Source organism: Allokutzneria albata (assembly GCF_900103775.1).
GTDB lineage: Bacteria > Actinomycetota > Actinomycetes > Mycobacteriales > Pseudonocardiaceae > Allokutzneria > Allokutzneria albata.
Map to the genome: position 1 here is coordinate 999,140 of NZ_LT629701.1, position 22,573 is coordinate 1,021,712.

A 22,573-nucleotide genomic window follows, 5' to 3' on the forward strand; every position below is an offset into this window, starting at 1 on the left:
GTAAGTCATCGGAGCCAGAGCATGATCGCGGCGATGACAAGCTCGGCTTGGTAGTAGGCGGCACGCTTGGCGTAGCGGGTGGCGAGGTCGCGGAATTGCTTGAGCCGGTTGAAGCATCGTTCGACGACGTTACGACGCTTGTACAACTCGACGTCGAACGCGGGAGGACGCCCGCCGTGTGAGCCCTTGGCCGCGCGGCGGATCGAGCGCCTCTACGTCGGAGGCAACCCGCTCGGCCCGTCCGGCGCGGAGCACCTGGCCCGCCTCGTCGCCGCCGGTGCGGTGGACGAACTCTACGTCTCCGCGTCCGGGCTCGGCGACGACGGTGCGAACCTGCTCGCCGACGCACTCGCACCCGGTCGGGCACCACGACGGATTTCCTTGGCCAGCAAAGGAATCGGACCCGAGGCGGCAGCCGGGCTCATCGCGGCGGCGGTCCCGGCCGGAGTCGAGTTGTGCGACCTCGGGCGCGTGCGGGCCGCCGCGGCCCTGAGCGCGGAGGGCAACCGGGTCGACGAAGCCGCCGCGACCACCATCGCCGAGGCCCTGTCCGCGGGGCCGCACCGGCTACGCCATCTGGTGCTGACCAACACCGGCATGCGCAGCCGCGAGGCGCACCGCCTGCTCGACGGCGCGCTGACCGAGGTGAGCCCGACCCGCTTCCGGCTCGGCAAGGGCATCGCCACCAGCATCAAGCAGCGGCTGGACGTGTTGAGCGCGAGCGTGCCCCAGCGCCCGGAGGGCTCGGCGGACGTCGCCGCGGTGCGCAGCGTGCACCGCCAGCCACCCCCGGACGAGAGCTAGCGCGGCATCTTGGCGAACGTCCCGATCCAGAACCGCTGCCTGTCCTCGCCCACGCCGACCAGGTAGGTCGCGGGCAGCTTCGGCGGCAGCAGCGCCATCAGCAGCGTGACCGCCTTGCGGTGCTTGCGCGCGGCGCTGGTTCGAATCCAGCCGCCCGTCGCCCGGCTAGGCGTGAGCGATTGCCCCGCAGGTGACCACCAGCTCCGGCACGGTCCCGGTGAACGTGGGCAACAGCTGCTCCAGCACCGCCCACGCCTCCACGTTCCCGCCCAGCTCCCGCCGCACCAGCGGGCCCAGCACGTCCAGCGCTTCCGCCTCGCGCCCCGGGAACAGGCGAGGCCCCAGTTCCAGCACGGACAGCACCGACTCGGCGGGCTTCCACTCCTCGATGTACTCGCGCGGGCTGTCCACGATCCCGGCCTCGCGGAGCCGGTTGGCGAACTTCGGGTGCGACCCGAACTGCGCGCGAACCTCGGCAGGACAGTCGATCCGGACTGGCAGCGCCCGCCGCGCGTACCCCGGCAACGCCTCCGTCCGATCGGCCGCCGAGGCCGCCCGGTCCGCCTGGCGCTTCGTCTTCACCCGGCGCAAACCGTCCACGACCTGGGACGGAGGCTCCGGTGCCAGCGCGATGTCGTACCGCCGCGAGAAGGGCAGCGGCCCCGTCGCACCACCGAACGGCCTTCCGCGCGCGATGTCCCGCCGGACCGCCTCGTCCAACGGACGGTGCCGGAACACGATCTCGTTGATCGCCGGATCGTCCTGCTGCAACATCCACAGCAGCACCGAGGCCGGCGCACTGCGCAGCCGCCTGGCCGCCTCGTGGTCGGTGATCGGCGTCGGCCCCGCGAGACGCCAGCCGCGCGCGCACCCCGCTCGGCGCCCTCCTCTGCGATCAACCCGAGGAGCAGCCCAGCCCCGCCCACACCGGATTTCGACACCCAGTCGAGGTGCTGTTCTATCTTGGTCATCGAGCCCGACACCGGCTCGGAGATCCGGGGGAGAGAAGGAGCAGCCCGACTGTGGCTGATGAGCTTCGCAGCGTGCCGGCACAGGATGGCCATGTTCGTCTTTTCGCGGGCACTGCCACCTCCGGCGAACCGGTTTACGAGGTCGTCCCGGCTGTGCGAGCCGGCCAGACCGTGTACGAGATCCTCGGCAGTCCAGGGCTGGCGACCGGGTGCGCCGCGGGCGATCGCGTCCGGGTGGATGCGGACGGGCGATTCGAGATCATCACAAGAGGCGGCAACGTGTGCCTCGTGGTCTATCCCCCCACTCCGCCCGACGACGACGCGGTCGCGGTCCTGCGGGAGGCGTTCGGCAGGCTCGCCGGGCAGGTCGAGGCGCCGGTGGACAAGCGGTTCATCGTGGTGACGGTGCCAGTCAGCGCCGGGTTCCCGGCGATCGAGGCCGTTGTCGTCGAGTGGACGTCCCGGATCGGCGCCGAGTGGTACTACGGCAACGTCTACGACGAGGACGACCGTCCCATCGGCTGGTGGGAGAAGGACACCCGTATCTGAGCCTGCTGACGGGCGAACACCGTCACGCGGGCAGGAGGGTGATGTCTCCTGACCTCGCCTGGACGTCCGCGTTGCACGGACCATCGGGAAGGGTGACGCTCGCGGTCCCCGAGCCGCTGACCAGGTCGGTGGAGGCGGGAGCGGTGGCGTACTCCCACCTCGATCTCTTCACCCGTCAGCCCCCGGTGCCCTCCACCGCGCCGGACCCGACCTTGGCCTTGATCGGGTTCCCCAGCGCTCTGAGGTGGATGTCACCGGAACCGGTTTCCGCCTCCACCCGCACGCCCTTGGCACCTCGACCGTGGAGTGGACCGAGCAGTCGTCCATGGCCTTCGGGCACTGGTACCTCATCGTCAGGACGTCACCCTCCGCGCTGTGCTGAGTGGAGGGCTCGCCCGAGGACCGCCGGAGGCCCTCGCGCACCTTCGCGGCACTCCCGGTCGCCTCGCTGATCACGATGTCACCCGCACCGCCGACCACGACCAGCAGGACACCCACCCTCGACATCCTCTTCACGGGGAGGTCATGGAGGGCCGTCCGCTGCGGCGCAGTGGGGCAGACCTCCGCATGTCCCGTCGGCCGGCGGGGGGAGCCCGGATCGGGTGCGTCCGGAATGGCTAACGGGTGCCTGCCCGGTGTCGGGTGCGGACCTCGTTGCGGTGATCCATTTGCGTGATCTTGGACGGTGCGGTGACGGGACCGGCCGGGGTGAGTCGTATCCGTTGTGACGCCAAGGACTGGCACGGTTTCCAGCTGCCAACCAGGCGTGTGCCCGGGCGCTCCATGGACACAGGTTCAACCACGACAGGGGTATCTACTATGAAGCCATTGCGACTTGTGGCGGCGGCCGGGCTGGCCGGCGCCATCGCGTTGACCGGGACCACTGTCGCGCAGGCGGCGACCGCCTCGGGTGCTGATCTTCGTACGGCGTCCGCGGCCCAGTCCCAGGTGGAAGCGCGGATGGCGCTCGAGGTCAGCCGGATCGATGCGACGTTCATGCAGCTGGGGCACCAGTTCAACCGCTTCGAGATCATGATGGGCCGCTTGGCGATGATCAAGGGTCAGTGTTTCTCGGTGCGACGCCTCGGGATCACGGAGGCGCGTGGTCACGCTCGGCTGGACCAGAAGCTGATGGTGGTCGCGGCGCGAGAGCGGGTCGGGTTGCCCCGGACCCTGCTGCCTGCCCAGCGGCAGCTGCTCGCGGATCTGGCGCGGAAGTCCGGGACCTCTTTCGACCGTGCCTGGCTCCGGGCGCAGGTCGTCGCCCACCAGCACGCGCTTGTGTTCGTCCGGCAGGAGGCCCAGCGCCTCCAGTCGCGCGAGGTGAAGCAGCTGGCGCGGGAAGCGATTCCGGTTCTCCAGCGGCATCTGGTGTTGGTGCGCGCGGCGCAGCAGGCCTGCCGGCTCTGATGCCGTGATGAAGGCAGCGCGCGACTGACCGACCAGAGCCCGGTGGGGGCGAGCCGGCGCTATCGCCTCGTCCCCACCGGCGGCCTCTGGTGCCGCGGCGCGAGCCCGCCGCTACCCGCACGGGCGACCCACGCGGAACTCGGTGCCGTGGTAGCAGCGCTCGATGTTCTTCATCATCCTGTTGCAGAAACGCCGGTACGCGCTCTCGGTGACGACCGTCTTGAACCACGTCCACCGATCCATCCGGGCCAGCGCCATCAGGGGCGGCACGGGGAAACTCTGACAGGCGAGGAACGCGACGGTCGTGCCCCTGCCGTCCGCCGCGCGGGCGAAGGACATGTACCCGTCATCGCAACGGGCCGAACCGTTGGGGCTGTGCACGGTGAGCATCCAGACGCGCTGTTCGTCCGGGCCGTACTCGATCTTCTCCAGCTTGTAGACGTCCAACTCCTCCTTCCCCATCAACGCCGTGTAGTTGGGTTGGGGAAGGGCGACGACCCGGACGCCCTGGTGCACCGGGCGGCCCAGGTCGTCCCGGAGCACGACCTCCGTGGTGACGCCCAGCGAGTCCCGGTAGAACCGGCCAACGTGGCCGATGTCCACTTGGGACACGAAGTCGTCGTAGGGCACGTCGAACCTGCGTTCGCCGTAGAAGAGCACCGCGTCGCTCCTGTGGATCCAACGCATCCCCTTGGCATCCGCGGGAACGGCCTTGAGCTGCCGCTCCACGGCCGCCAGCGACGGGATGATCTTTTCGTAGTCGTCGGCGTGGTACTGGGCCAGGTCGACCGCGAACGGTGGTTCCCGCCGGGGAACGGTGTGCTTGGCGAGCAGGATCCGCATCGCCCAGGCAAGGGCCGCCAACGGCTTACGCATTCTCCCCGACCTCTCGCTTGACGGTGGGCAGCCACCAGTTCCAGCGGCCCATGAGCTGCATGCCGGCGGGCACCAGGACACCTCGCACCACCGTGGCGTCGATCAGCACCGCGATCGCCAGCCCCACGCCGAGCTGCTTCAGCGGGGTGACCTCCGACAGGGCGAACCCGAAGAAGACGGCGACCATGATGGCGGCGGCGCTGCTGATCACCCGGCCGGTGCGGGCCATGCCCTTGATGATCGATGCCGTGTTGTCGCCGGTCTCGCGGTGGTGCTCGGCGATGCGGGCGATCAGGATCACCTCGTAGTCGGTGGACAACGCGATCACGATCGCGACGATGGTGATCGGCACGATCGGATGCAGCTCCGCCGGAGCCGACCAGCCGATGAGCGCGGCGCCGAACTCGGTGGTGGACAACAGCACCAGGCCACCGGTGCTCGCGCCCAGCGAGATCACCACCAGCAGGATCGCCTTGAGCGGCAGGATGATCGAGCGCATCGCGACGATCAGCAGAACCAGGACCGACCCCAGCAGCACGGCCAGCATCAGCGGCAGACCGGCGAACAGCGCGTCGGTGGCGTCGATGCGCATCGCGGTCTCGCCGCCCACGTCGTACCGGATTCCGGCCAGCGACCGGCTGAGCCGACCGTCCCGCAGGTCGCGCACCAGGTCGTGGGTGCGCTCGTCAGCCGGGCCGTGGTCGGTGGCGACGCTGACCCGGTGGACCTCCGGCCGGTCCAGCGGGACCGGGCGGGCGAAGCGGACCTCAGGGTGGCCCGCGACGGCTTCGACCACCTGGTCGGCCTGTGCGCGGGCCGTGGCCGGACTGGCGTGCACGACGATCTCGATCGGCGCGAAAGCCCCTGGGCCATAAGCCTTCGCGCCCAGCTCGGTGGCCTGGCGCACCTGCGAGTCCGTCGGCAGTTGGCTCGCCGACGGCAGAGCGACCCGCTGTCCCAGGTCCAGCGCGGGTACGCAGAACACGCCCAGCACCACCGTCCCGGTCGCCAGCCACAGGACCGGGCGCCTGGTCACCCGCACGCCCCAGCGCTCCCAGAAACCGGAATGCTCGGTGCCATCCGGATCGCTGAGCCGTCCCTTCCCCAGCAGCTTCCGCTCGCCCCGCCGCAGGATGCGGTAGCCCAGCATCCGCAGCACGATCGGCGCACCCACCAACGCGGCCACGATCGCCGCGAACGTCACCAGGATCATCCCCAGCGCGGCCGTCCGGATCGCCCGTGAGTCGACCAGGAACATCGTCGACTCGGCCACCATCACGGTGAGCCCGGACCACGCGATCGCCACACCGGTGGTGCGCTGCGCGCCCCGGATCGCCTCGGCCACCGCGACCCCGCGCAACAGCGCCTCGCGCACCCGCTGCACCAGGAACATCGCGTAGTCCACCGCGAGCGCCAAGCCGACCATGGCCGCCGCGTTCGTCACGTACTCCGAGAACGGGATGCCCAGGGCCAGCACGCCCGCCGCGCCCAGCCCGCCCAGCAGGGCCGAGGCACCGATCGCCAGCGGCACCAGCGTCGCCCAGAGCGACCCGAAGGTCAGCAGCAGCACGACGAGCACGATCGGCACACCCACCTGCTCGGCCCGCAGCAGGTCGCTCCGCGAGAGTTGCACCAGCTCCTGCCGGTGCGCGCCGTAACCGCCGAGGAAGACCCGGCTCCCTTCCGGCACAAGCTTTTCCTGACTGCCGAGCAGCTCGTCCGCCACGCCGATCGAGCCGTCGATCCCGCCGACGGCCGAGACACCCAGAGCGGTGACGGGTCCGGCCTCCGGCGCCGGGGGCGGCAGCGGCAGGGGCAGCACCTCCCGTACTCCAGGCGTGGCGGACAGCTTGCGCCGCAACGCATCCAGCTCGCGCTCACCCTCGGGCGTCGCCGCCTTCCCGGTCACCACCACGAACAGCGACGGCACGTGGTTGCGGCCCAGCTCCTGGGCCACCGCCTCGGCCTGGCTGGTGGCCGAAGCCTCGCCGCCGGGCACGGCTCGGCTCTCCAGCCCCAGGGCGAACCACCCGCCGACAACGGCCAGCAGCACCCACCCGACGAGGACGGGCTTGCTGTTGCGGAACAGGACGTCAGTGAGGCGGTCCAACGGGGGCTCCTGGTTCAGCGGGCACCCGCGTCCAGCGCGCGGGCTCGGTGCTCGGCGGGGGACTGAGCAGGGTGCTGTGGTGGAACCCCAGCCGGGGATCGCTCCACCACCGCAATCCCGTGTCGAACTCCTGCAGCTCCGGCATCCGCACCCGGAGCCGGACGGTGTTCCCCGGGTAGTCGTAGACGGTGATCGAGTTCAACCCCCGGTTCGCGGTGAACAGCAGCGACTGGTCCGCCGACAGCTGGCAGGCGTAGACCGAGTCGAGCAGTGCCCCGCGCGCCACCCGCAACGCCCGCAGGTGGTGGTGCCCGTTGGTGACCACCGACCCCCGGCTCAGGGTGTCCACCGCGGTGCGCAGCACCTGGCGCCCGGCCCGCAGCTGCGCGCGCAGCCCCGGCCGTTCGTCCAGCACCCGGTACGAGGTGAAGTCGGCCAGGTCGATCATCACGATGGTGCCGCTGGCGCCGTTGCAGTAGATCAGCTCGCGGTCGGAGATGCAGACGTCGGAGTTGATGTGCGCGGGCGTGTCGTGCCCGGCCGCCCAGTGCCGCAGCACCTGGCCGGTCTCCGCGTCGATCTCGAAGGCGTACTCCTTGAACTGCGCGATGCTCCACTCGTGCCAGTCCCGCCCGTCCTGCGGCCGTACCCGGAAGGACAGGGCGTAGAACCGGTCCTCCACCGGGTGGCACACCACGTGCCAGCAGGTCGCGGGCAGCTCCACGCGGCGCGCGGTGCGCGTGTGCAGGTCGAAGATCCCGACCTCGCACGCCTCGCCCCGCCCCGGGTGGTCCATCCCGCCGTAGACCAGGTACCGCCCGGAGGCCGTGGTCTTCATGGCGTGCGGCAGCTTGACCCCGTGGCTGCCCAGCCGTTCCGCCTTGTCCAACCGCTCCAGGTCGGCCAGCCACAACCCGTCGCCCATCGCTGCCACCGCCTGGGTGTCGCTGAGCCAGGCCACGTGCGTGCTGCCCTTGAGGGAGGAGTCGGTGGGCTCGAACCGCAGCGTGGAGACCCGTTCGATCTCGCCGAGCGTGGCCGTGTCGTAGAACATGAGGTGCTGGCCTGTGCTGCCGAGGAAACCGACCCGCCGGTTCGGGTTCACGCTGACCGCGTGCCCGCCCGACATGCCGTCGTAGTACTGGATGTCATAGGCGTAGTGCCCACTGCGCGGGTCGTAGCGGAAGACGCAGACCCCGGCCCGGCCCTCCAAACCGTTGAGACCGTTGCCATCCAGGGCGATGTGGAACGCGTACGGGTAGTCCATCAGCCACGCCGCTTCGCACGGCGTCGCAGGTACGTCGCGCAGGCAAGGCCGACCGCGGTCACGCCCAGCGCGCGGCGTCGGCCGGACTGCTCGTCCCTGCCGGGCCTGCCGATCCCGATCTCCTTGCCCTCGTGGCGGGCCAGGATGTTGGCCACCGTGTCGTTCCAGAACCGCCGGTAGGCGTTCTCGGTGAGCAGCGTCCGGAACCACCCCCACCGGTCCAGCCCGGACAGCACCAGCAACCGCGGCCGGGGGAAGGCCTGCCGGGCCACGAACACGATCCGGGTCCCGGCCCCGCCGGCAGTCCGGCTGAACGCCAGGTACCCGTCGTCAGCGGAGGTGGAGGCGTTGGGGCTGCACACCGTCCGCATCCAGTTGCGCACCTCGTCCGGCCCGTACTGCATCCACTCCAGCTTGTAGACGTCCAGCTCGTCCTTGCCCATGAAGGCGGTGTAGTTCGGCTGGGCCAGCGCCGCGATCCGCTCGACCTGCAGCAGGGGCCGCCCGGCCTCGTCCCGGTGCAGCACCCGCGTGTTGATGCCCAGCACGTCCCGGAAGCAGTCGCCCACCCGGCTGATGTCCACCCGGTCGACGAACTCGTCGTAGGGCAGGTCCAGGGTGCGCGTGCCGTAGAAGAGCACCCCGTCGTCCTCGTGGATCCACCGCATGCCCTCATCGGTGAGCGGCACGTCCTCCAGCATCTTCTGCACCTTCTCCGCGGAGCCGGTGTCGTAGCGGAAATCCGGGGAGCGGTACTCGTCGAGGTTCAGCCGGATCGGCAGCCTCTTGCGCGAGAGCGAGGACTTGGCCAGCACGATCTGCGCGGCGCGCAGCACCCGCCTCGGCGAGAGGTCCGACAGCAGGTTGCCCTCCGGCACCGTGTTCGGCGCGGCGTGGTGCAGGTACAGCTCGTTGCGAGCGCTCATGGTCTTCCTCCTGCGGTCGCGGCGGTGTGACGGACGCGGCCCCCTGCCGAGACGGCGGCGGGGTGGGCGGGAGCCGTCGTGCCGTCCGGGAACTCCACGCGGTCGCCGAACAGGCCGAGCAGGATCAGCTGGGTGACGTCGGTCAGTACCCGTTCGGCGACCGGCTCGACGATGCTGGCCAGTGAGGGCACCCCGAAGTCGAAGTCGGCGATCAACGCCGTCCTGACCCCCTCGGGCGCGGGTTCGAGCACCCAGCCGCCGGAGAACTCCTCGAAGTCCCCCTCGATCTGGTCGAAGTCCAGCCGCAGCTCCGCGCGGCGGAACCAGTCCCGCTCGGTCCAGCGCAGCAGGCCGTTGCGGAACTCGACCACCCAGCTGCTGTGGCCCGAGGACTCCTCGGGCCGGTGCTGCTCGACCGAGCGCACCACGTCCACCAGATCGATGTAGCTCCGGAAGTCGGCGAGGGTGTCGAAGACCGAATCGGCGTCGGTGTCCCGGATGAACGCGTGGATCTCTACGTGACGCACGTCAGCTGGCTCCTACGGTATCGACGGTCGGATGGCGTGCCGAGAGCGCGGCGCACGCGTCGTCGAACACCGACAGCAGGAAGTCGATGTCGCTCTCGCTCATCACCGCGGGCGGGGTGAACCGGAGCACCGAGCTGGCGTTGAGCGAGTAGTTGACGATCAGGTGCTTCTCGACCAGTTCGGCGATCAGCGCGCCCGCCAGCCCCGGTCCCGCCAGCTCGACGCCGATCAGCAGGCCCGCGCCGCGGACCTCGGTGACCAGGTGGGGACACCGGTTCCCGACGATCTCCCGCATCCGGGTGAGGAGGGTGTCGCCGATCGCCGCCGCCTTGCCCACCAGCCCGTCCTGCTCGATGGCCTCCACCGCTGCCCGCGCGGCGGCCATGGCGATGGGCGCTCCGGAGAAGGTGGAGGTGTGGATGAACGGGTCCCGGTTGAAGGCGCGGAAGACCTCCGGGGTGGCGACCATGGCCGACACCGGCACGATCCCGCCGGAGAGTCCCTTGCCCACCAGCATGATGTCCGGGGTCACGCCCTCGCGGTCCGCACCCCACCAGAGGCCCAGCCTGCCGAGCCCGGTCTGGATCTCGTCCAGCACCAGCAGCGCGCCGTGCTCGTCGCAGAGCGCGCGGACGTCGCGCAGGTAGCCCTCGGGAGGGATGCGCACCCCGCCCTCGCCCTGGATCGGCTCCAGGACGACGCACGCCGGTGGTCCGGTGCGCAGCTGGGCGGAGAGGGCCTCGGCGTCCCCGAACGGCACGTAGCCGGCATCGGGCAGCAGCGGGCGGAACGGGTCCTGGTAGAGGGTGTTGCCGGTGACCGACAGCGATCCGAAGGTCTTGCCGTGGTACCCGCCGACGGTGGAGACGAGCCGATTGCGGCCCAGGGTGCGGGCGAGCTTGAGCGCGGCTTCGGTGGCCTCGGTGCCGGAACAGGCGAAGTGCACGTGCTCCAGCCCGTCCGGGCTCACCCGGGCCACCGCGCGGGCCGCGCGCGCCGCCTCCGGGTCGAGCAGGACGCGGGAGGCGAGCGGGTTGGCCTGGATCTGGCGGATGACCGCGGCCTCCACGTGCGGATGCCGGGCGCCGTGGATGAACACGCCGTAGCCGCCCGCGTTGAGGTAGCGACCGCCGTCGGAGGTCTCGATCCACGCGCCCCGCGCGGCGACCTCCAGCTGCGTGCCGAAGACCTCCGAGATCGTGGCCCGGCCGCGGGAGAGGTGTCTGCGGTAGAGGTCCAGCACCGCGGGGTAGTCCGGGCCCGAACCGCTCTCGGCGAGGGTGGTTGACATGTGCCTCTCCTCCGGGTCTCAGTCGAGGACGAGCGGGCGCCCGCGGAACCACCCGAGCAGGGCGTCGGCGGAGCTGTGCCGGGAAGGCGGGTGGAAGCCGATCGCGTGCGCGGCGGCGGCAAGGTAGGCGATCTCCGGCGAGCGCACGAAGTTCATGCCGCCCAGCAACTCCACCGCACCGGCCACGGTGGCGCGGATGGTGTCGGCGACGGTGAACCGGGTGATCAGGGCGCGGGCCAGGCCGTCGTTGCCGCCCCCTCCGTCATCCAGGTCGCGGGCGGCGCCGTCGAGCGTGAGGGCCGCCCCGGCCACCGCCGTGCCCAGCGCGAGCCGTTCGTGCGGGGTGCCGCGTTCCTCGGTGAGCACCCGCTCGGCCAGGTTCGCCGCGATACCGAGGTAGCAGGCGGTCACCAGGAGCTCGAACCAGACGAAGCCGAGCGTCTGCAGGTCGTCCAGCTCACCGTCCAGGCCGGTCCGCAGCTCGACGATGAGGTCGGGATGCACCACGACATCGCTGAGGATCACGGTGTCGGACTCGGCCCCGCCCAGCGCCCAGGACCCCCAGAACGGCTCGATGGTGATGCCCTCCGAGGCCGCGGGGATCAGCGCGATCGCGGTGCGCGTGCTGCCGTCGGGGTCGTGCAGGGCCACGCTCGCGGTGAGCAGGTCCATCGACCGCGACAGGCTGCACGGCTGCTTGCGCCCGCTGACCCGCCAGTTCGTGCCGTCCCACACGGCCTTCATGGTCGGGGTCAGGACGCCCTGCGCGGTGCGGCCCTCGGCGAAACCGGAGGCCATCAGCAGCCGGTCCCTGGCGACCCCGTCCAGCAGCATCCACTCGAACCCGGCGCTGGAGGAGGCCAGCGCGACCAGACTGGCCACGGAGAACTGGTGCATCGTGGTGGCGATCGCGAGCGAGGGCGAGCGCGTGGCCAGCGCCCTGGTGATGCGGACCGCGTCGACCGCGCCCGCCCCACCGCCACCGTGGACGGCCGGGATGACCAGCCCGGGCCCGCCCGCTCCGCGGTAGAGCTCGATACCGGGGTTGCCCTGGCTCTCCAGTTCCATCAGCGGTATCGCGCCGAGCGTGGCGTCCAGCCCGGGCAGGTAGCGTTCGCAGACCTCGCGTTCCTGGGCGAGCAGTCTCATCGGGGCACCTCGCGGGAGGCCGCCGAGTCGAACACCGCGGTCCGGGGCTGCACGCCCGTGGCGACGCTGATGCCCTGGAGGTGGGAGGTGCGCAGCAGCGGGTAGTTCAGCTCGCCGAAGGGGCCGCCGGTCAGGCCGGTGCCGCCGTGCGTGGACAGGCGGGGCACGAAGCCGATGTGCGAGTCGTTGACCTTGAGCAGCCCGCCGTTGTGCACCCGGGTGGCCACGGCGTCGATGACGTCCGGATCGCCCGTCCACAGCGAGTTGCGCAGCCCGTACCTGTTGGCGTTGAGGAAGGCGATGACCTCGTCGAGCAGGCCGTCGTGGTCGACCGCGGGCACCACGACCGGCAGCAGCGGGAAGAACGTCTCCTCGCGCACGACCGCCAGCTCGCGGGCGTCGGCGAGCCCGTCCACGCGCAGAACGGTCGGGGAGATGAACGGCCCGGTCTCCGACACGGTGCCGTCGATCTCCATGCGGTGTCCGCCGGTGACGACGGTGGCGCCCGCGGCGGTGGCCTCGTTGAGGTGGGTGAAGTACTCATCTGCCCGCATCACCGGCGACAGCAGCACGTCCGGGTCGTCCGGGTAACCCGGCCGGATCTTGGCCACCAGGCCGGTCAGCCGGGCCAGCAGCTCGTCGGCGATGTCCGGGTGCGCGACGGCGTACTTGGGCACCATGCAGATCTGGCCGGAGCCGAAGAAGCTCTCGGTGAGCGCCTCCGCTGCCGAGTCGAGGTCGGCGTCCCGCCACACCACGCAGCCGTCGTTGCCCGCCAGCTCCAGCACCGGCTTCTTGCCGCGGGTCACCGCGTCGACGCCGAGCTGGATGCCGCGTTCGCTGCCGCCGAAGAAGAAGATGTCGTCGACCAACGGGCTTTCCAGCCACTGGGTGAGAATCTTGTTCGGCGTCCCGCAGACCAGGCCGAGCGTGCCGGGCGGGGCGCCCAGCTCGTCCAGGATCGGGGCGATGATCTCCCGCCAGGCGAACATCACGCCGTACGGGGAGCTGCGCGGCGCCTTCACCACCAGCGTGTTGCCCGCGACCAGAGCGGGCACGCCGAGGATCGAGTTGGACGCGGCCGCGTTCTGCGGCGGGCTGAGCACCACGACCCCGTCCGGCTTGCGCACCAGGGTCAGCGTGCGCGGGCCGATCCGGCACTCCTCGTGCAGCTGCCTGTGCGACAGGGCCAGGGCCTCCGGCGAGGTGCCCTGGAGCACGCCGGCGATCTCCCATTCGGCCAGCCGCCGGGGGTGCCCCTCGGCGACGAGCACCTCCACGAACTCCGCACGCCGCCGCAGCACCTCCTGGTGCACGCGCTCGCCCAGCCGCAGCCGCGTCTCGATCGGGAAGGTGCCCCACACCGGTGCCGCCTCCCGCGCCCGGACCAGGACCTCCTGGAGGTGGGCGTCGCTGGTCAGCGCGCAGCGGGCGGCCACTGCGGGCAGCGCGTGCCCGTCGTCCCGGAAACCCCGTTCCAGCTCCCGCTTGAGCTTCAGGTTCGACATGAAGTCGTCGAGGAATGCCGCTGCCTTGACCGTGTATACCCAGGATTCCGACGGGAAATCCGAACCAGCGATATACGAACCGTAGGAACGCATCCCAAGTGACCCCCATCCGACGGCGCCAAAGGTCTTCATTCCAGCGTGCAGGGGCGGCCCTGATTGCCTCAATTGACCTTTGGTTCAATGCCGGATCTCGGCGGCGCTACCAGAAGTTCTCTTTCCTTCTGGCTGGTCAACTGAAAAACCACGGAAACGAGTCCGGCCTGTAACCTGGACTCCACGCCGAGCTTGGTCAGGATCTGGGCGACATGCGCCTTGACCGTCCGTTCCGTCACGCCCAGCCTGGTCGCGATTCTCCGATTGGACGCACCGATCCCCAGCAGCAGCAAGACTTCCAGTTCGCGCGTGGAGAGCTGGGGCAGCCGGTTGATCAGGGCCTGCCAGGCGATCCTCCCGGTGGGCAGGTCGAGCCCGCGGCGTGCCGGATGAGACTGGAGAGGACAGAAAATTTCTGGCGAGATCGCGTTGTCGGATACATCGCTGTTCACAAAGTGCCCTCCGGGTTGGCAACAGGCGGCGTATGTTGCCGGGATGACTTCCCCGAAACGGCGGACTCGGGTGTGGTGAAAAAGTAACTATTCGCGGAAATCGACGGCCGGCGTGGATATACTAGATCATGTTCGGGTGGAGCGTTTTCGCTCGTTCCCTTCGGATGTTTTCCTCGTCAAAGACACGCCCACCGCAGGTCCTGCCGAGCCCGGCCGCTCGGAACAGCGGCCGACCGCGATCGTCCACCGGCGGGCCGCGTTAGGGTGGCTCTCTCCGAGCGCGGACCTGGGAGTCACCGGCACGATGACGCAGAACCTCAGCAAGATCGATCTGAATCTGCTCGTCCCGCTCAACGCGCTGCTCAAGGAGCGCAACGTGACCAGGGCCGCGGAGTGGGTCTCGGTCGGGCAGCCCGCGATGAGCGCCTCGCTGGCCCGGTTGCGCCGCCTGTTCAACGATCCGTTGCTGGTCAAGGACGGGCGGCAGATGGTGCTGACCCCGCTGGCCGAGTCACTGGTGCCGAGGGTGACGAAGCTGCTCGCCGACATCGGCGTGGTGATGAGCGCGGCGGCCCAGTTCGACCCGGCGACCGCCGAGCGGGTCTTCGCGGTGACGGCCAGCGACTACGTGACTGCGGTGCTGCTGCGGCCGCTGCTGCGCGAGCTGCTCGACACCGCGCCCGGGGTGCGGCTGTCGATCACCTCCTTGCACGCGGGGTTCGTCGACCACCTCCGCAAAGCGCAGTGCGACCTGCTGATCTGGCCGCTGAGCCTGCCCACCGGTGAAGAGGTCTTCCCGCACGGCAGGCTGTTCAGCGACACGTTCGTGGCCGTGGTGGACGGGGACAACCCCGACGTCGGCGAGCGGCTGAGCGCCGACCAGCTCGCCGACGCGCCGTACGTGATGGTGGGCGGGCCGCACCGGGCCATCACGGACGGCAGGTTCGACGAGTCCGGCGTGTACCGCAACGTGGTCGCCAACACCGAGACCTTCTCCGGCGCCGCGCACCTGGTACCGGGGACGCGGATGGTCGCGGTGATCCAGCGGCGCCTGGCCGACCTGCTCGGACCCCGGCTCGGGCTGCGCACGGTGGAGCTGGCGGTGCCCATGCCCGAGCTGGTGGAGTCGATGTACTGGCACCCGAAGAGCTCCGTCGACCCCGGCCACCGCTGGCTGCGCGAGACCGTCCAGCGCGTCGCCGCCCGGCTGTGACGTCACAGTAGGCCCAGTGACCGCAGGTCGTCGGCGTACTTGACGATGAGTTCGCGGGACACCTGCGGGATCTCCCCGACAGCGGCCTGGAACCGTTCACTGGGAACGAGCGGTCCTGGCTCGACGGGTGCGGCGACGGCGTGCAGCAGGGGCAGCATCGAGTGCTTGCGCTGCTTCTCCGGCAAGGCGCGGAGCGCCATCTCGAAGCGGCGCGACCATTCCGCGTGGTCGTCGATCCGGTGGATGCGGTGGCCCGCTTCGATGAGCCAGTCGACGAAGGTGTCCAGGGAGATGCCGTCCTCGTGCGGGTTGACCACGTTGAAGGTGCGGTAGCCCTCGCTCGGCGCACCGAGGTCCGCGACGACCCGGGCGACGAAATCGACCGGCAGGCCGTCGTAGTGCTCGGCGTCCGACCGGTAGAACGACCGCGGGGCGATGCCCGTCGCGATGAGGCTGAACAGCAAGCGGGTGAACATGTCCGGCACGTTCAGCTGCCCGGTGCACGTGCTGTGCGCCAGGATCATGTCCGAGCGGAGCACCACGACGGGCAGCCTGTAGCGCTCGTGCGCCTCGCGCAGCAGCACCTCGCCCGCCCACTTGGACGTCGCGTATCCGTTGGCGTAGCTGCCGTCCAGCGCGCGGACCGGGCTCGCGCGGCGGACGTCGGTGTCCTCGCCCTCCGCGACCGCGATCGAGGACAGGAACGTGAAGCCCTTGCGCCGCTTCGTGATCGCCAGCTTGATGAGTTCGGCGACACCGACCACGTTGGGGCCGAACAGCTCCTCGTACGGGAGCACGTGGTTGACCAGCGCGGCGGGGTGCACGATCAGGTCGACGGTTTCGGCGAGACGGTCCCAGGTGCGCCGCGGCAGGCCGAGATCCGGCTCGCTGAGATCTCCCGAGACGACCTCCACGTGCCCGGACAGCTCGCGGAACCGCCGCAGCAGAGCGGAATCGCCGAACGCTTCCTCCAACCGCGTGGAACCGCCGCGCACGAGGCAGATCAGCTTGCCGCCTGTGGCGGCCAGCCGTTGCAGCCATTCCAGGCACACGAATCGACCGAGGTAACCGTTGGCGCCGGTGAGCAGAACGGTTCCGATCGTGTTCGGCGTCGGCCGGACGAACTTGTCCAGGGTGAGGTCGGCGGCGCGCACCGACGTCTTCGGTCCGCGCGCAGCTCGCGGCGCGCGCTCGATGTGGTCGGCCAACCCGCGAAGGGTGGTGGCGGGGCTGATGATCAGGCTCACCGGCACGTCGACGTCGAAGATGTCGCGGAGCAGGTTCGCCATGGACAGCGCGGACAACGAGTCGCCGCCGAGGTCGGTGAACCGGGCATCCGCGTCGGCGGAGCCCAGCAGCGCTCGGGCGGCGGAGCGGATGGCGGGCAGCACGGGTTGATCAGCTCCGGCGGCCCGCAGTGCGCGCAGTTCGTCGGCTTCGCGCTCGGCCAGCTCGACGTAGAGCTGTTCCAGCCGTGGGCCGTAGCGTTCGCGGAGCGCGGGGCGCAGCGGCTTGTTGAGGTCGGAGAGCAATCCGTTGGCGGTGCTGAACGGTTCGGTCTCCACGATGAACTCGCGCGGGATCTCGTAGGAGCTCAGGCCTGCTTCCCGTGCGATGTGGTGGAAGGACTCGCTGATCCTCTCCTTCCGGTGGGCGCCGGTGGGGACGACGACCGCGAGCAGGTAGGCGCGTTCACTGTTGCCGTAGACGAAGATCTGGCGCACCAGAGGACTGGCGCCGAGGGCAGCCTCCACCCGGGACACGGCGACGAACTCGCCCTGCGACAGCTTCAGCACGTTCTTGCGGCGGTCCAGGTAGACGAGCTGGTCCGGCCCGGGCTCGGCCACGATGTCGCCGGTGCGGTAGAACCCGTCCTCGTCGAAGACCTCCGCGTTGAGGTCGGGACGCTTGTAGTAGCCGGAGATCATGGCCTCGGTCCTGACCAGCAACTCGCCGCGCGGGTGCGGTGCGTCGGTGCGGAAGTAGCCCAGCTCCGGCACGTCGACCACTTTGTAGTCGATCACCGGCGGCCGGGTCACCTTGCCGTCCACGAAAACGCGCCCCGTCTCGGTGGAGCCGTAGCCGTCGTGCAGGCGCACGCCGAGGCAGTTCTGCACGAACGCGGCCAGTTCGGCCGACAGCGGCGCGGAACCAGTTGCGGAACGCTCCACGCGCCCGCCGAGCACCGCTTCCCGGATCACCGCCATGGCCTCGGCCTCGGGCACGCCGCGATCCAGTTCACGTTGGTAGCGCTGGAAAAGCATGTCGGACAGACGTGGGATCAGGAACAGCTCGGTGGGCCGGGCGAGCGCGATGTCCTCGAACAGCGTTGACAGGTCGCTGCGCGCGGTGAAGTACCCGATCCCCCCTGCGACAAGTGTTTCGATCACGGCCGCGCGGCCGGTGAGGTGGCTCATCGGCATGTAGTGCACGCGGATCACCGACAGGTCGGGGATCGGTGGCAGATAGCCGAGCCACAGCCGACGCAGCAGGCGTTCGGTGTACATGGCCCCCTTGGGGGTTCCGGTGCTGCCGGAGGTGTAGACGAGCAGGCTCAGCGGGTCCTCGTCGGGCCGCGGCACGTGCGCGGGTGGTGCGGGCAGAGCGGCGCCGCGCTCAAGGACGTCCGTGAGTGACTCGACCGCGAATCGTTCTTGTGCGGCAAGGAAGATCTCGCGCTCGTCGTCGTCGTCCTCGTGGTAGTCGAAGACGACGATCCACTGCACTGACGTGCTGCTCAACGCGACTTCGACCGCGGTGTCCAACAGCTGCAGGCTCGTGGCCAGAAGGCGGGGCTCGATCTCGGCGATGACCGGCTTGAGCTGAGCCGCGGAAGCGCTGCTCTGCAACGGAACGCACACCGCGCCGAGGTGCACGCAGGCGAGGTCCACCGTGGTGTGGTCGAGGCTCGTGAAGCCGAGCAGCCCGACCACGTCGCCTGACTGCAAGCGCAGATCAGCGGCAACGGCCTCGATCCGGGCGCGCAGTTCGCCGTAGCTGATCGTGCGGAAACCCGGGAGCAGTTCCCGGGTCCTGCGCCCAGTGACGGGGTCCGTGCGCAGTACCGTCTCGCGCTCGCCCAGGGCAGGGCGGTCCGAGTAGCCGTCCAGGACGGTGCGCAGGATCTCCTGCACGCGCACGCCGGGCCGGGTGATCGCAGCGGTGATGTCCGGGCGCGGCCCGGTCGCGGTCGTCATCGTTCAGCCGTCCCAACCTGTGCGCTTGGCGCGAGTCTTGAGTGAGGCCAGTGCCAGCCTGCTGAGCACGTCGACCGTGGTGTCCCAGCCCATGCAGGCGTCGGTGACGGACTGGCCGAAGGTCAACGGGCGCCGGGGGAGCGGGTCCTGCCTGCCCGGCACCAGGAAGCTCTCCAGCATCACGCCCGCGATACCGCGCTGCCCCGCCTCCACCTGGGCCGCGACCTCCTCCGCCACCAGGGGCTGGCGCAGGTGGTCCTTGCCGCTGTTGCCGTGCGAGCAGTCGATCAGCAGCCGTCCTCGCCTGCCCGCCGCGCGCAGTGCGGCCAGCGCCGCCGACACCTCGGCCGGGCCGTGGTTCGGCCGCCCGCCTCCGCCGCGCAGCACCAGGTGGCAGTCCGGGTTCCCCGTGGTGTGCAGGATCGCGGGAGCTCCGGAGTCGTCGATGCCGGGCATCACGTGCGGTGCGGCGGCGGTGGTGATCGCGTCGACCGCCGGGCCGACGCGCCCGTCCGGGCAGTTCTTCATCCCGACCGGCATGGACAGTCCCGAAGCGAGCTGCCGGTGCACCTGGCTCTCGACCGTGCGGGCGCCGATCGCACCCCAGGACACCGTGTCCGCCAGGTAGCGCGCGGTCAGCGGCTCCAGGAACTCCACGCCCGCGGGCAGGCCACGGCCGGTGATCTCCAGCAGCAGCGCGCGGGCCGTGCGCAGCCCGGTCGTCATGTCGCCGGTCCCGTCCAACGCCGGGTCGTTGATCAAGCCCTTCCAGCCGGTGGTGGACCGCGGTTTCTCGAAGTAGACCCGCATGACGACCAGCAGGTCCTCGGCGAAGCGCTCGGCCTGCGCGCGCAACCGGTCGGCGTAGACCAGGGCGGCGGCGGGGTCGTGCACCGAGCAGGGGCCGACGACGACCAGCAGCCTGCGGTCCGTCCCGGCGAGCACGCCGGCCACCTGGCGCCGTCCGTCCACAACGGACCCCGCCTGGGCCGGGGGCAGCGGGAGCTCGTCGAGGAGCCGCATCGGGCTCATCAGTGGCACGATTCTTTCCACGCGCCCGTCGATGACCTCGTCGAGGCCGGTTGTCGTCACAGCTATTGGTCCTCCTGCCGGAAAGCGTCCGACGCTTCTTCGAGGAAAACCACGTTGCCGGTGATCAGTCAAGCCCAGTACGACACGATGAGGTCGCGGAACCTGATGCGTCTCCCATCTTCGCAGGTCAAGGCCACATATTGATCCAAGTGATGGTTGACATCAGGAATTGTCCGGTTCTCGGCCGGTCACGTCGTCAGTAACGTCCGGATCACAGGTTCACTTCGCTCCAATTCGCCCATTGTCGCGGCGAAGAGTCGGAGAAACGTGCAATGCGCTTAATTGTCAAACAGGCGGTCGACCCTGTCGTGGGCCGGTTCGTCATTCCCCCGTCGAAGTACCACGCGCACCGCGCGCTGCTGCTGGCCTCGCTCGCACCGGGGCGGACCCGGATCGTCGGGCTGTCCGACGCGGGCCACGTCCGGCACACGATCTCCGCCCTGCGCCGTCTCGGCACCCGCGTCGAGGTCGACGGTGACGACTTCCTGGTGCACGGCGGCCGATACCGGCCGCGGCGGCCCGAGGTCTCCGTCGGCAGTTCGGGCACCACGCTGTACTTCCTCACCGGACTGGCCGGTCTGGCCGAGACCCCGGTGACCATCGTGGGCCAGAAGTACTTCCAGCGCCGTCCGATCGGCCCGCTGCTGGGCGCGCTGTCCGACCTGGGGGTGCGGCTGCACTCGGCAACCGGCTGCCCGCCGATCGAGGTCCGGCCGGGGCGGCCGCGCGGTGGGCACGTGCGCATCCCCGGCACGTTGTCGCAGTGGGTCTCCGGTCTGCTGATGCTGGCGCCGTTCGCCACCGGCCCGAGCGTGATCGAGGTCGACGGAGAGTTCAACGAGCGGTCCTATGTGGACCTGACCGTGCGGATGATGCGCCAGTTCGGTCTGCACGTCGAGGTTTCCGAGGACGGCAAGCGGTTCGAGGTCGAGCCCGGGCAGGAGCCCGTCGCCACCACCGTCGTCCTGCCGCCGGACGTGGGCGCCGCCGCCTTCGGCCTGGCCGCCACCGCCCTGCACCCGGCCGACGTGCTCTTCCACGGGCTGCCCGCGGTGCCGGCGCACGAGATCGACCACCCCGAGGCCGACCTGCTCAGGATCGTCGCGGACATGGGCCTGCCAATCGCCGCCGACCCGGCGACGGGCATGGTCCGGGTCCGCCACAACGGGATTCGCCTGCGCCCGGCCGAGGTCGACTGCCGGTCGGTGCCGGACATGCTGCCGGTGCTGTCCGTGCTGGGCGCGCTGGCCGAGGGCACCACTGTGTTCGACAACGTCGCGCACGTCCGGCTCAAGGAGTCCGACCGCGTGCAGGCCATGATGCAGCTCAACAAGATGGGCGCGCGCCTGGAACAGCGCGGCGACCAGCTGCTGTGCCACGGCGTGGACCGGCTCACCGGAGCGGACCTGTCGTCGTTCAACGACCACCGCGTGCTGATGTCGCTGGCGGTGGCGGGGACCTTCGCCGAGGGTGAGACGCGGCTGACCTTCCCGAACGCCTACCGCATCTCCTATCCGCGTTTCCTTGAGGAGATGGGCAACGTCGGCCTGAACATGTCGGTCGCGCCCAGTCGGGAACGCGCCCGCGCGGTCACGATCGGAGATCGGCTCCGCACGCTCGCCGCGACCGAGCCGAACGCCGTCGCGGTGATCGATGCGGGCCTTCCCGGGGATGCCGAGCGGACGCTGACCTGGCGCGAGCTGGACGAGCAGGCGGACCGCATCGCCACGCTGCTGCTGGAGCTGGGCGTGCGGCCAGGTGAACCCGTGGCCTACCAGCTGCCCAACCAGGCCGAGTTCGTCGCGCTGGCCATGGCGATCGCCCGCATCGGCGCGGTCAGCTGCCCGCTGATGCCGATGCTGCGCCAGCGCGAAGTGTCGTACATGCTGGCGAAATCGCGGGCTCGTGTGCTCGTCGTGCCCGCGAGCTTCCGCGGCCGCGACTACCCGGCCGAGGTCGCTGACCTGGGCATGGAACACGTGCTCGTCGTCGGTGACGGCTTCGCCGAGGCAGTGGCTCGTGTGGTCCCGGACCGCGCCGCGCTCGACCGCCGCGCACCGTCCGTGGACGCGCCCGCGCAGCTGCTGTTCACCTCCGGCACCTCGGGCGAACCCAAGGGCGTGCTGCACCGCATGAGCACCCTCACCCGTGCCGTCACCATGGAGATCAGGCACCTCGGCCTGACCGTCGACGACCGCGTGTTCATCCCGTCGCCGCTGGCGCACCAGACCGGCTTCCTCTACGGCATGTGGCTGGCCGTGGTGCGCGGGGTTCCGATGATCCTGCAACCGGTCTGGGACGGTCCGCGGGCGCTGGAGCTGCTGCGCCGCCACGGCGGGACCTTCGTGCAGGCCGCCACGCCGTTCCTCGGCGATCTCGTCGAAGCCGTTGACCGCGCCGGTGAGCGGGCGGAGGCGCTGCGGATCTTCGTGGCGACCGGTGCGGCGGTGCCGCGCGCGCTGGCCGAACGCGCCACCCGGACCCTGGGGGCGGCGGTGTGCGGTGCCTGGGGCTCCACCGAGACGTGCCTCGGCTCGCTGTCCGCACCCGGGGACGAACCGGCCGCCACGTGGGGCACCGACGGCAGGGCGCTCGCCGGTATCCGGCTGCGCGTCACCGATGACGCGGGCAACGAGCTGCCGTCCGGCCACGAGGGCAACTTCGAGGTCAACGGCCCCTGCCACTTCATCGGCTACCTGGACCGTCCTGAGTGGACGGCCGAGGCGCTGAGCGAGGACGGCTGGTACCGCACCGGTGACCTCGCGGTGATCGACGACGCCGGCTACGTGCGGATCAACGGCCGGGTCAAGGACGTGGTCAACCGGGGCGGTGAGAAGGTGCCCGTCGCCGAGATCGAACAGCTGCTGCACACCCACCCGGCGGTCCGGGACGCGGCGATCGTGGCGATGCCCGACCCGCGGCTGGGTGAGCGCGCGTGCCTGTTCGCCTCGGTCGACGGTGAGCTCGACCTGGACGAGGTCCGCCGGTTCCTGGACGAGCGCCAGGTCGCCAAGCCGTACTGGCCGGAGCGGCTGGAGATCGTCGACCGGCTACCCCGCAACCCCACCGGAAAGGTGCAGAAGTTCCTTCTGCGCCGACGGATCGAACAGCTGATCACAGGCGAGGACGGGTCGTGAG

19 protein-coding genes are annotated in these 22,573 nt (G+C 70.3%); 5 read left to right on the top strand and 14 right to left on the bottom strand.

All coding sequences use genetic code 11. The features are described from left to right. Nucleotides 1-5: 5 nt before the first annotated feature. Entirely contained in the window at nucleotides 6-203 is a 198-nt protein-coding gene (locus BLT28_RS04390) for a transposase (protein WP_083383655.1), read from the bottom strand. Between BLT28_RS04390 and BLT28_RS04395 the strand changes: the two genes are divergently transcribed. Beyond that, entirely contained in the window at nucleotides 187-804 is a 618-nt protein-coding gene (locus BLT28_RS04395; RefSeq protein WP_052407553.1) for a hypothetical protein, read from the top strand. The genes BLT28_RS04390 and BLT28_RS04395 overlap by 17 nt on opposite strands. 165 nt (nucleotides 805-969) lie before the next feature. On the opposite strand, the gene BLT28_RS04400 is transcribed toward BLT28_RS04395, so the two are convergent. After that, a complete protein-coding gene (locus BLT28_RS04400) occupies nucleotides 970-1,578 on the bottom strand; it encodes a hypothetical protein (protein ID WP_156051142.1) in 609 nt (202 codons plus the stop codon). Nucleotides 1,579-1,847: 269 nt separating this feature from the next. On the opposite strand from BLT28_RS04400, the gene BLT28_RS04405 reads away from it, so the two are divergent. After that, on the top strand, nucleotides 1,848-2,324 hold the full coding sequence (locus tag BLT28_RS04405) for a DUF4265 domain-containing protein (RefSeq protein ID WP_269459630.1): 477 nt from the start codon (nucleotides 1,848-1,850) through the stop codon (nucleotides 2,322-2,324). 22 nt (nucleotides 2,325-2,346) lie between these two features. On the opposite strand, the gene BLT28_RS39715 is transcribed toward BLT28_RS04405, so the two are convergent. Continuing rightward, nucleotides 2,347-2,496, bottom strand: coding sequence for a hypothetical protein (locus tag BLT28_RS39715; protein ID WP_156051140.1), 150 nt, complete (start codon nucleotides 2,494-2,496; stop codon nucleotides 2,347-2,349). Nucleotides 2,497-3,161: 665 nt separating this feature from the next. On the opposite strand from BLT28_RS39715, the gene BLT28_RS04410 reads away from it, so the two are divergent. After that, the gene (locus BLT28_RS04410) at nucleotides 3,162-3,734 is read left to right on the top strand and encodes a DUF4142 domain-containing protein (RefSeq protein WP_030430731.1); all 573 of its coding nucleotides are present in this window, start codon (nucleotides 3,162-3,164) and stop codon (nucleotides 3,732-3,734) included. A 111-nt stretch (nucleotides 3,735-3,845) separates the two neighbouring features. Here the strand turns inward: BLT28_RS04410 and BLT28_RS04415 are convergent, their stop codons facing one another. The 9 genes from BLT28_RS04415 to BLT28_RS04455 all read right to left on the bottom strand — a co-directional run bounded on the left by BLT28_RS04415 (nucleotide 3,846) and on the right by BLT28_RS04455 (nucleotide 13,933). Further along, a complete protein-coding gene (locus BLT28_RS04415; RefSeq protein ID WP_156051136.1) occupies nucleotides 3,846-4,610 on the bottom strand; it encodes a hypothetical protein in 765 nt (254 codons plus the stop codon). After that, complete coding sequence (locus BLT28_RS04420) at nucleotides 4,603-6,720, bottom strand: MMPL family transporter (RefSeq protein ID WP_030430729.1); 2,118 nt, start codon at nucleotides 6,718-6,720, stop codon at nucleotides 4,603-4,605. The genes BLT28_RS04415 and BLT28_RS04420 overlap by 8 nt, the downstream gene beginning before the upstream one ends. Next, nucleotides 6,704-7,987 (bottom strand): YncE family protein, encoded by a 1,284-nt coding sequence (locus BLT28_RS04425; protein ID WP_052407551.1) that lies wholly within the window; start codon nucleotides 7,985-7,987, stop codon nucleotides 6,704-6,706. The genes BLT28_RS04420 and BLT28_RS04425 overlap by 17 nt, the downstream gene beginning before the upstream one ends. Further along, complete coding sequence (locus tag BLT28_RS04430; protein WP_030430727.1) at nucleotides 7,987-8,913, bottom strand: hypothetical protein; 927 nt, start codon at nucleotides 8,911-8,913, stop codon at nucleotides 7,987-7,989. The genes BLT28_RS04425 and BLT28_RS04430 overlap by 1 nt, the downstream gene beginning before the upstream one ends. Beyond that, nucleotides 8,910-9,440 carry a type II toxin-antitoxin system RatA family toxin gene (locus BLT28_RS04435; protein ID WP_052407550.1) on the bottom strand — a complete coding sequence of 177 codons (531 nt, stop codon included), beginning with the start codon at nucleotides 9,438-9,440 and terminating at the stop codon, nucleotides 8,910-8,912. The genes BLT28_RS04430 and BLT28_RS04435 overlap by 4 nt, the downstream gene beginning before the upstream one ends. Nucleotide 9,441: 1 nt before the next feature. Continuing rightward, entirely contained in the window at nucleotides 9,442-10,731 is a 1,290-nt protein-coding gene (locus BLT28_RS04440; RefSeq protein ID WP_030430725.1) for an aspartate aminotransferase family protein, read from the bottom strand. An 18-nt stretch (nucleotides 10,732-10,749) separates the two neighbouring features. Beyond that, on the bottom strand, nucleotides 10,750-11,880 hold the full coding sequence (locus tag BLT28_RS04445; RefSeq protein ID WP_030430724.1) for an acyl-CoA dehydrogenase family protein: 1,131 nt from the start codon (nucleotides 11,878-11,880) through the stop codon (nucleotides 10,750-10,752). Next, a complete protein-coding gene (locus BLT28_RS04450) occupies nucleotides 11,877-13,388 on the bottom strand; it encodes an aldehyde dehydrogenase family protein (RefSeq protein ID WP_030430723.1) in 1,512 nt (503 codons plus the stop codon). Before BLT28_RS04450 ends, BLT28_RS04445 begins: the two co-directional genes overlap by 4 nt. Nucleotides 13,389-13,549: 161 nt before the next feature. Next, nucleotides 13,550-13,933 (bottom strand): helix-turn-helix domain-containing protein, encoded by a 384-nt coding sequence (locus BLT28_RS04455; protein WP_052407548.1) that lies wholly within the window; start codon nucleotides 13,931-13,933, stop codon nucleotides 13,550-13,552. Between the two features lie 304 nt (nucleotides 13,934-14,237). Here BLT28_RS04455 and BLT28_RS04460 point away from each other — a divergent pair, with 304 nt between their 5' ends. Then, nucleotides 14,238-15,146, top strand: a complete 909-nt coding sequence (locus BLT28_RS04460) for a LysR family transcriptional regulator (RefSeq protein WP_030430721.1) — start codon at nucleotides 14,238-14,240, stop codon at nucleotides 15,144-15,146. A 2-nt stretch (nucleotides 15,147-15,148) separates the two neighbouring features. Here the strand turns inward: BLT28_RS04460 and car are convergent, their stop codons facing one another. Both car and BLT28_RS04470 read right to left on the bottom strand, forming a co-directional pair. Further along, on the bottom strand, nucleotides 15,149-18,343 hold the full coding sequence (car, locus tag BLT28_RS04465) for a carboxylic acid reductase (protein WP_030430720.1): 3,195 nt from the start codon (nucleotides 18,341-18,343) through the stop codon (nucleotides 15,149-15,151). A 3-nt stretch (nucleotides 18,344-18,346) separates the two neighbouring features. Continuing rightward, nucleotides 18,347-19,435 (bottom strand): 3-deoxy-7-phosphoheptulonate synthase, encoded by a 1,089-nt coding sequence (locus BLT28_RS04470; RefSeq protein WP_030430719.1) that lies wholly within the window; start codon nucleotides 19,433-19,435, stop codon nucleotides 18,347-18,349. A 272-nt stretch (nucleotides 19,436-19,707) separates the two neighbouring features. Here BLT28_RS04470 and aroA point away from each other — a divergent pair, with 272 nt between their 5' ends. Beyond that, nucleotides 19,708-22,572 (top strand): 3-phosphoshikimate 1-carboxyvinyltransferase, encoded by a 2,865-nt coding sequence (gene aroA, locus BLT28_RS04475; protein ID WP_030430718.1) that lies wholly within the window; start codon nucleotides 19,708-19,710, stop codon nucleotides 22,570-22,572. Nucleotide 22,573: the final 1 nt, after the last annotated feature.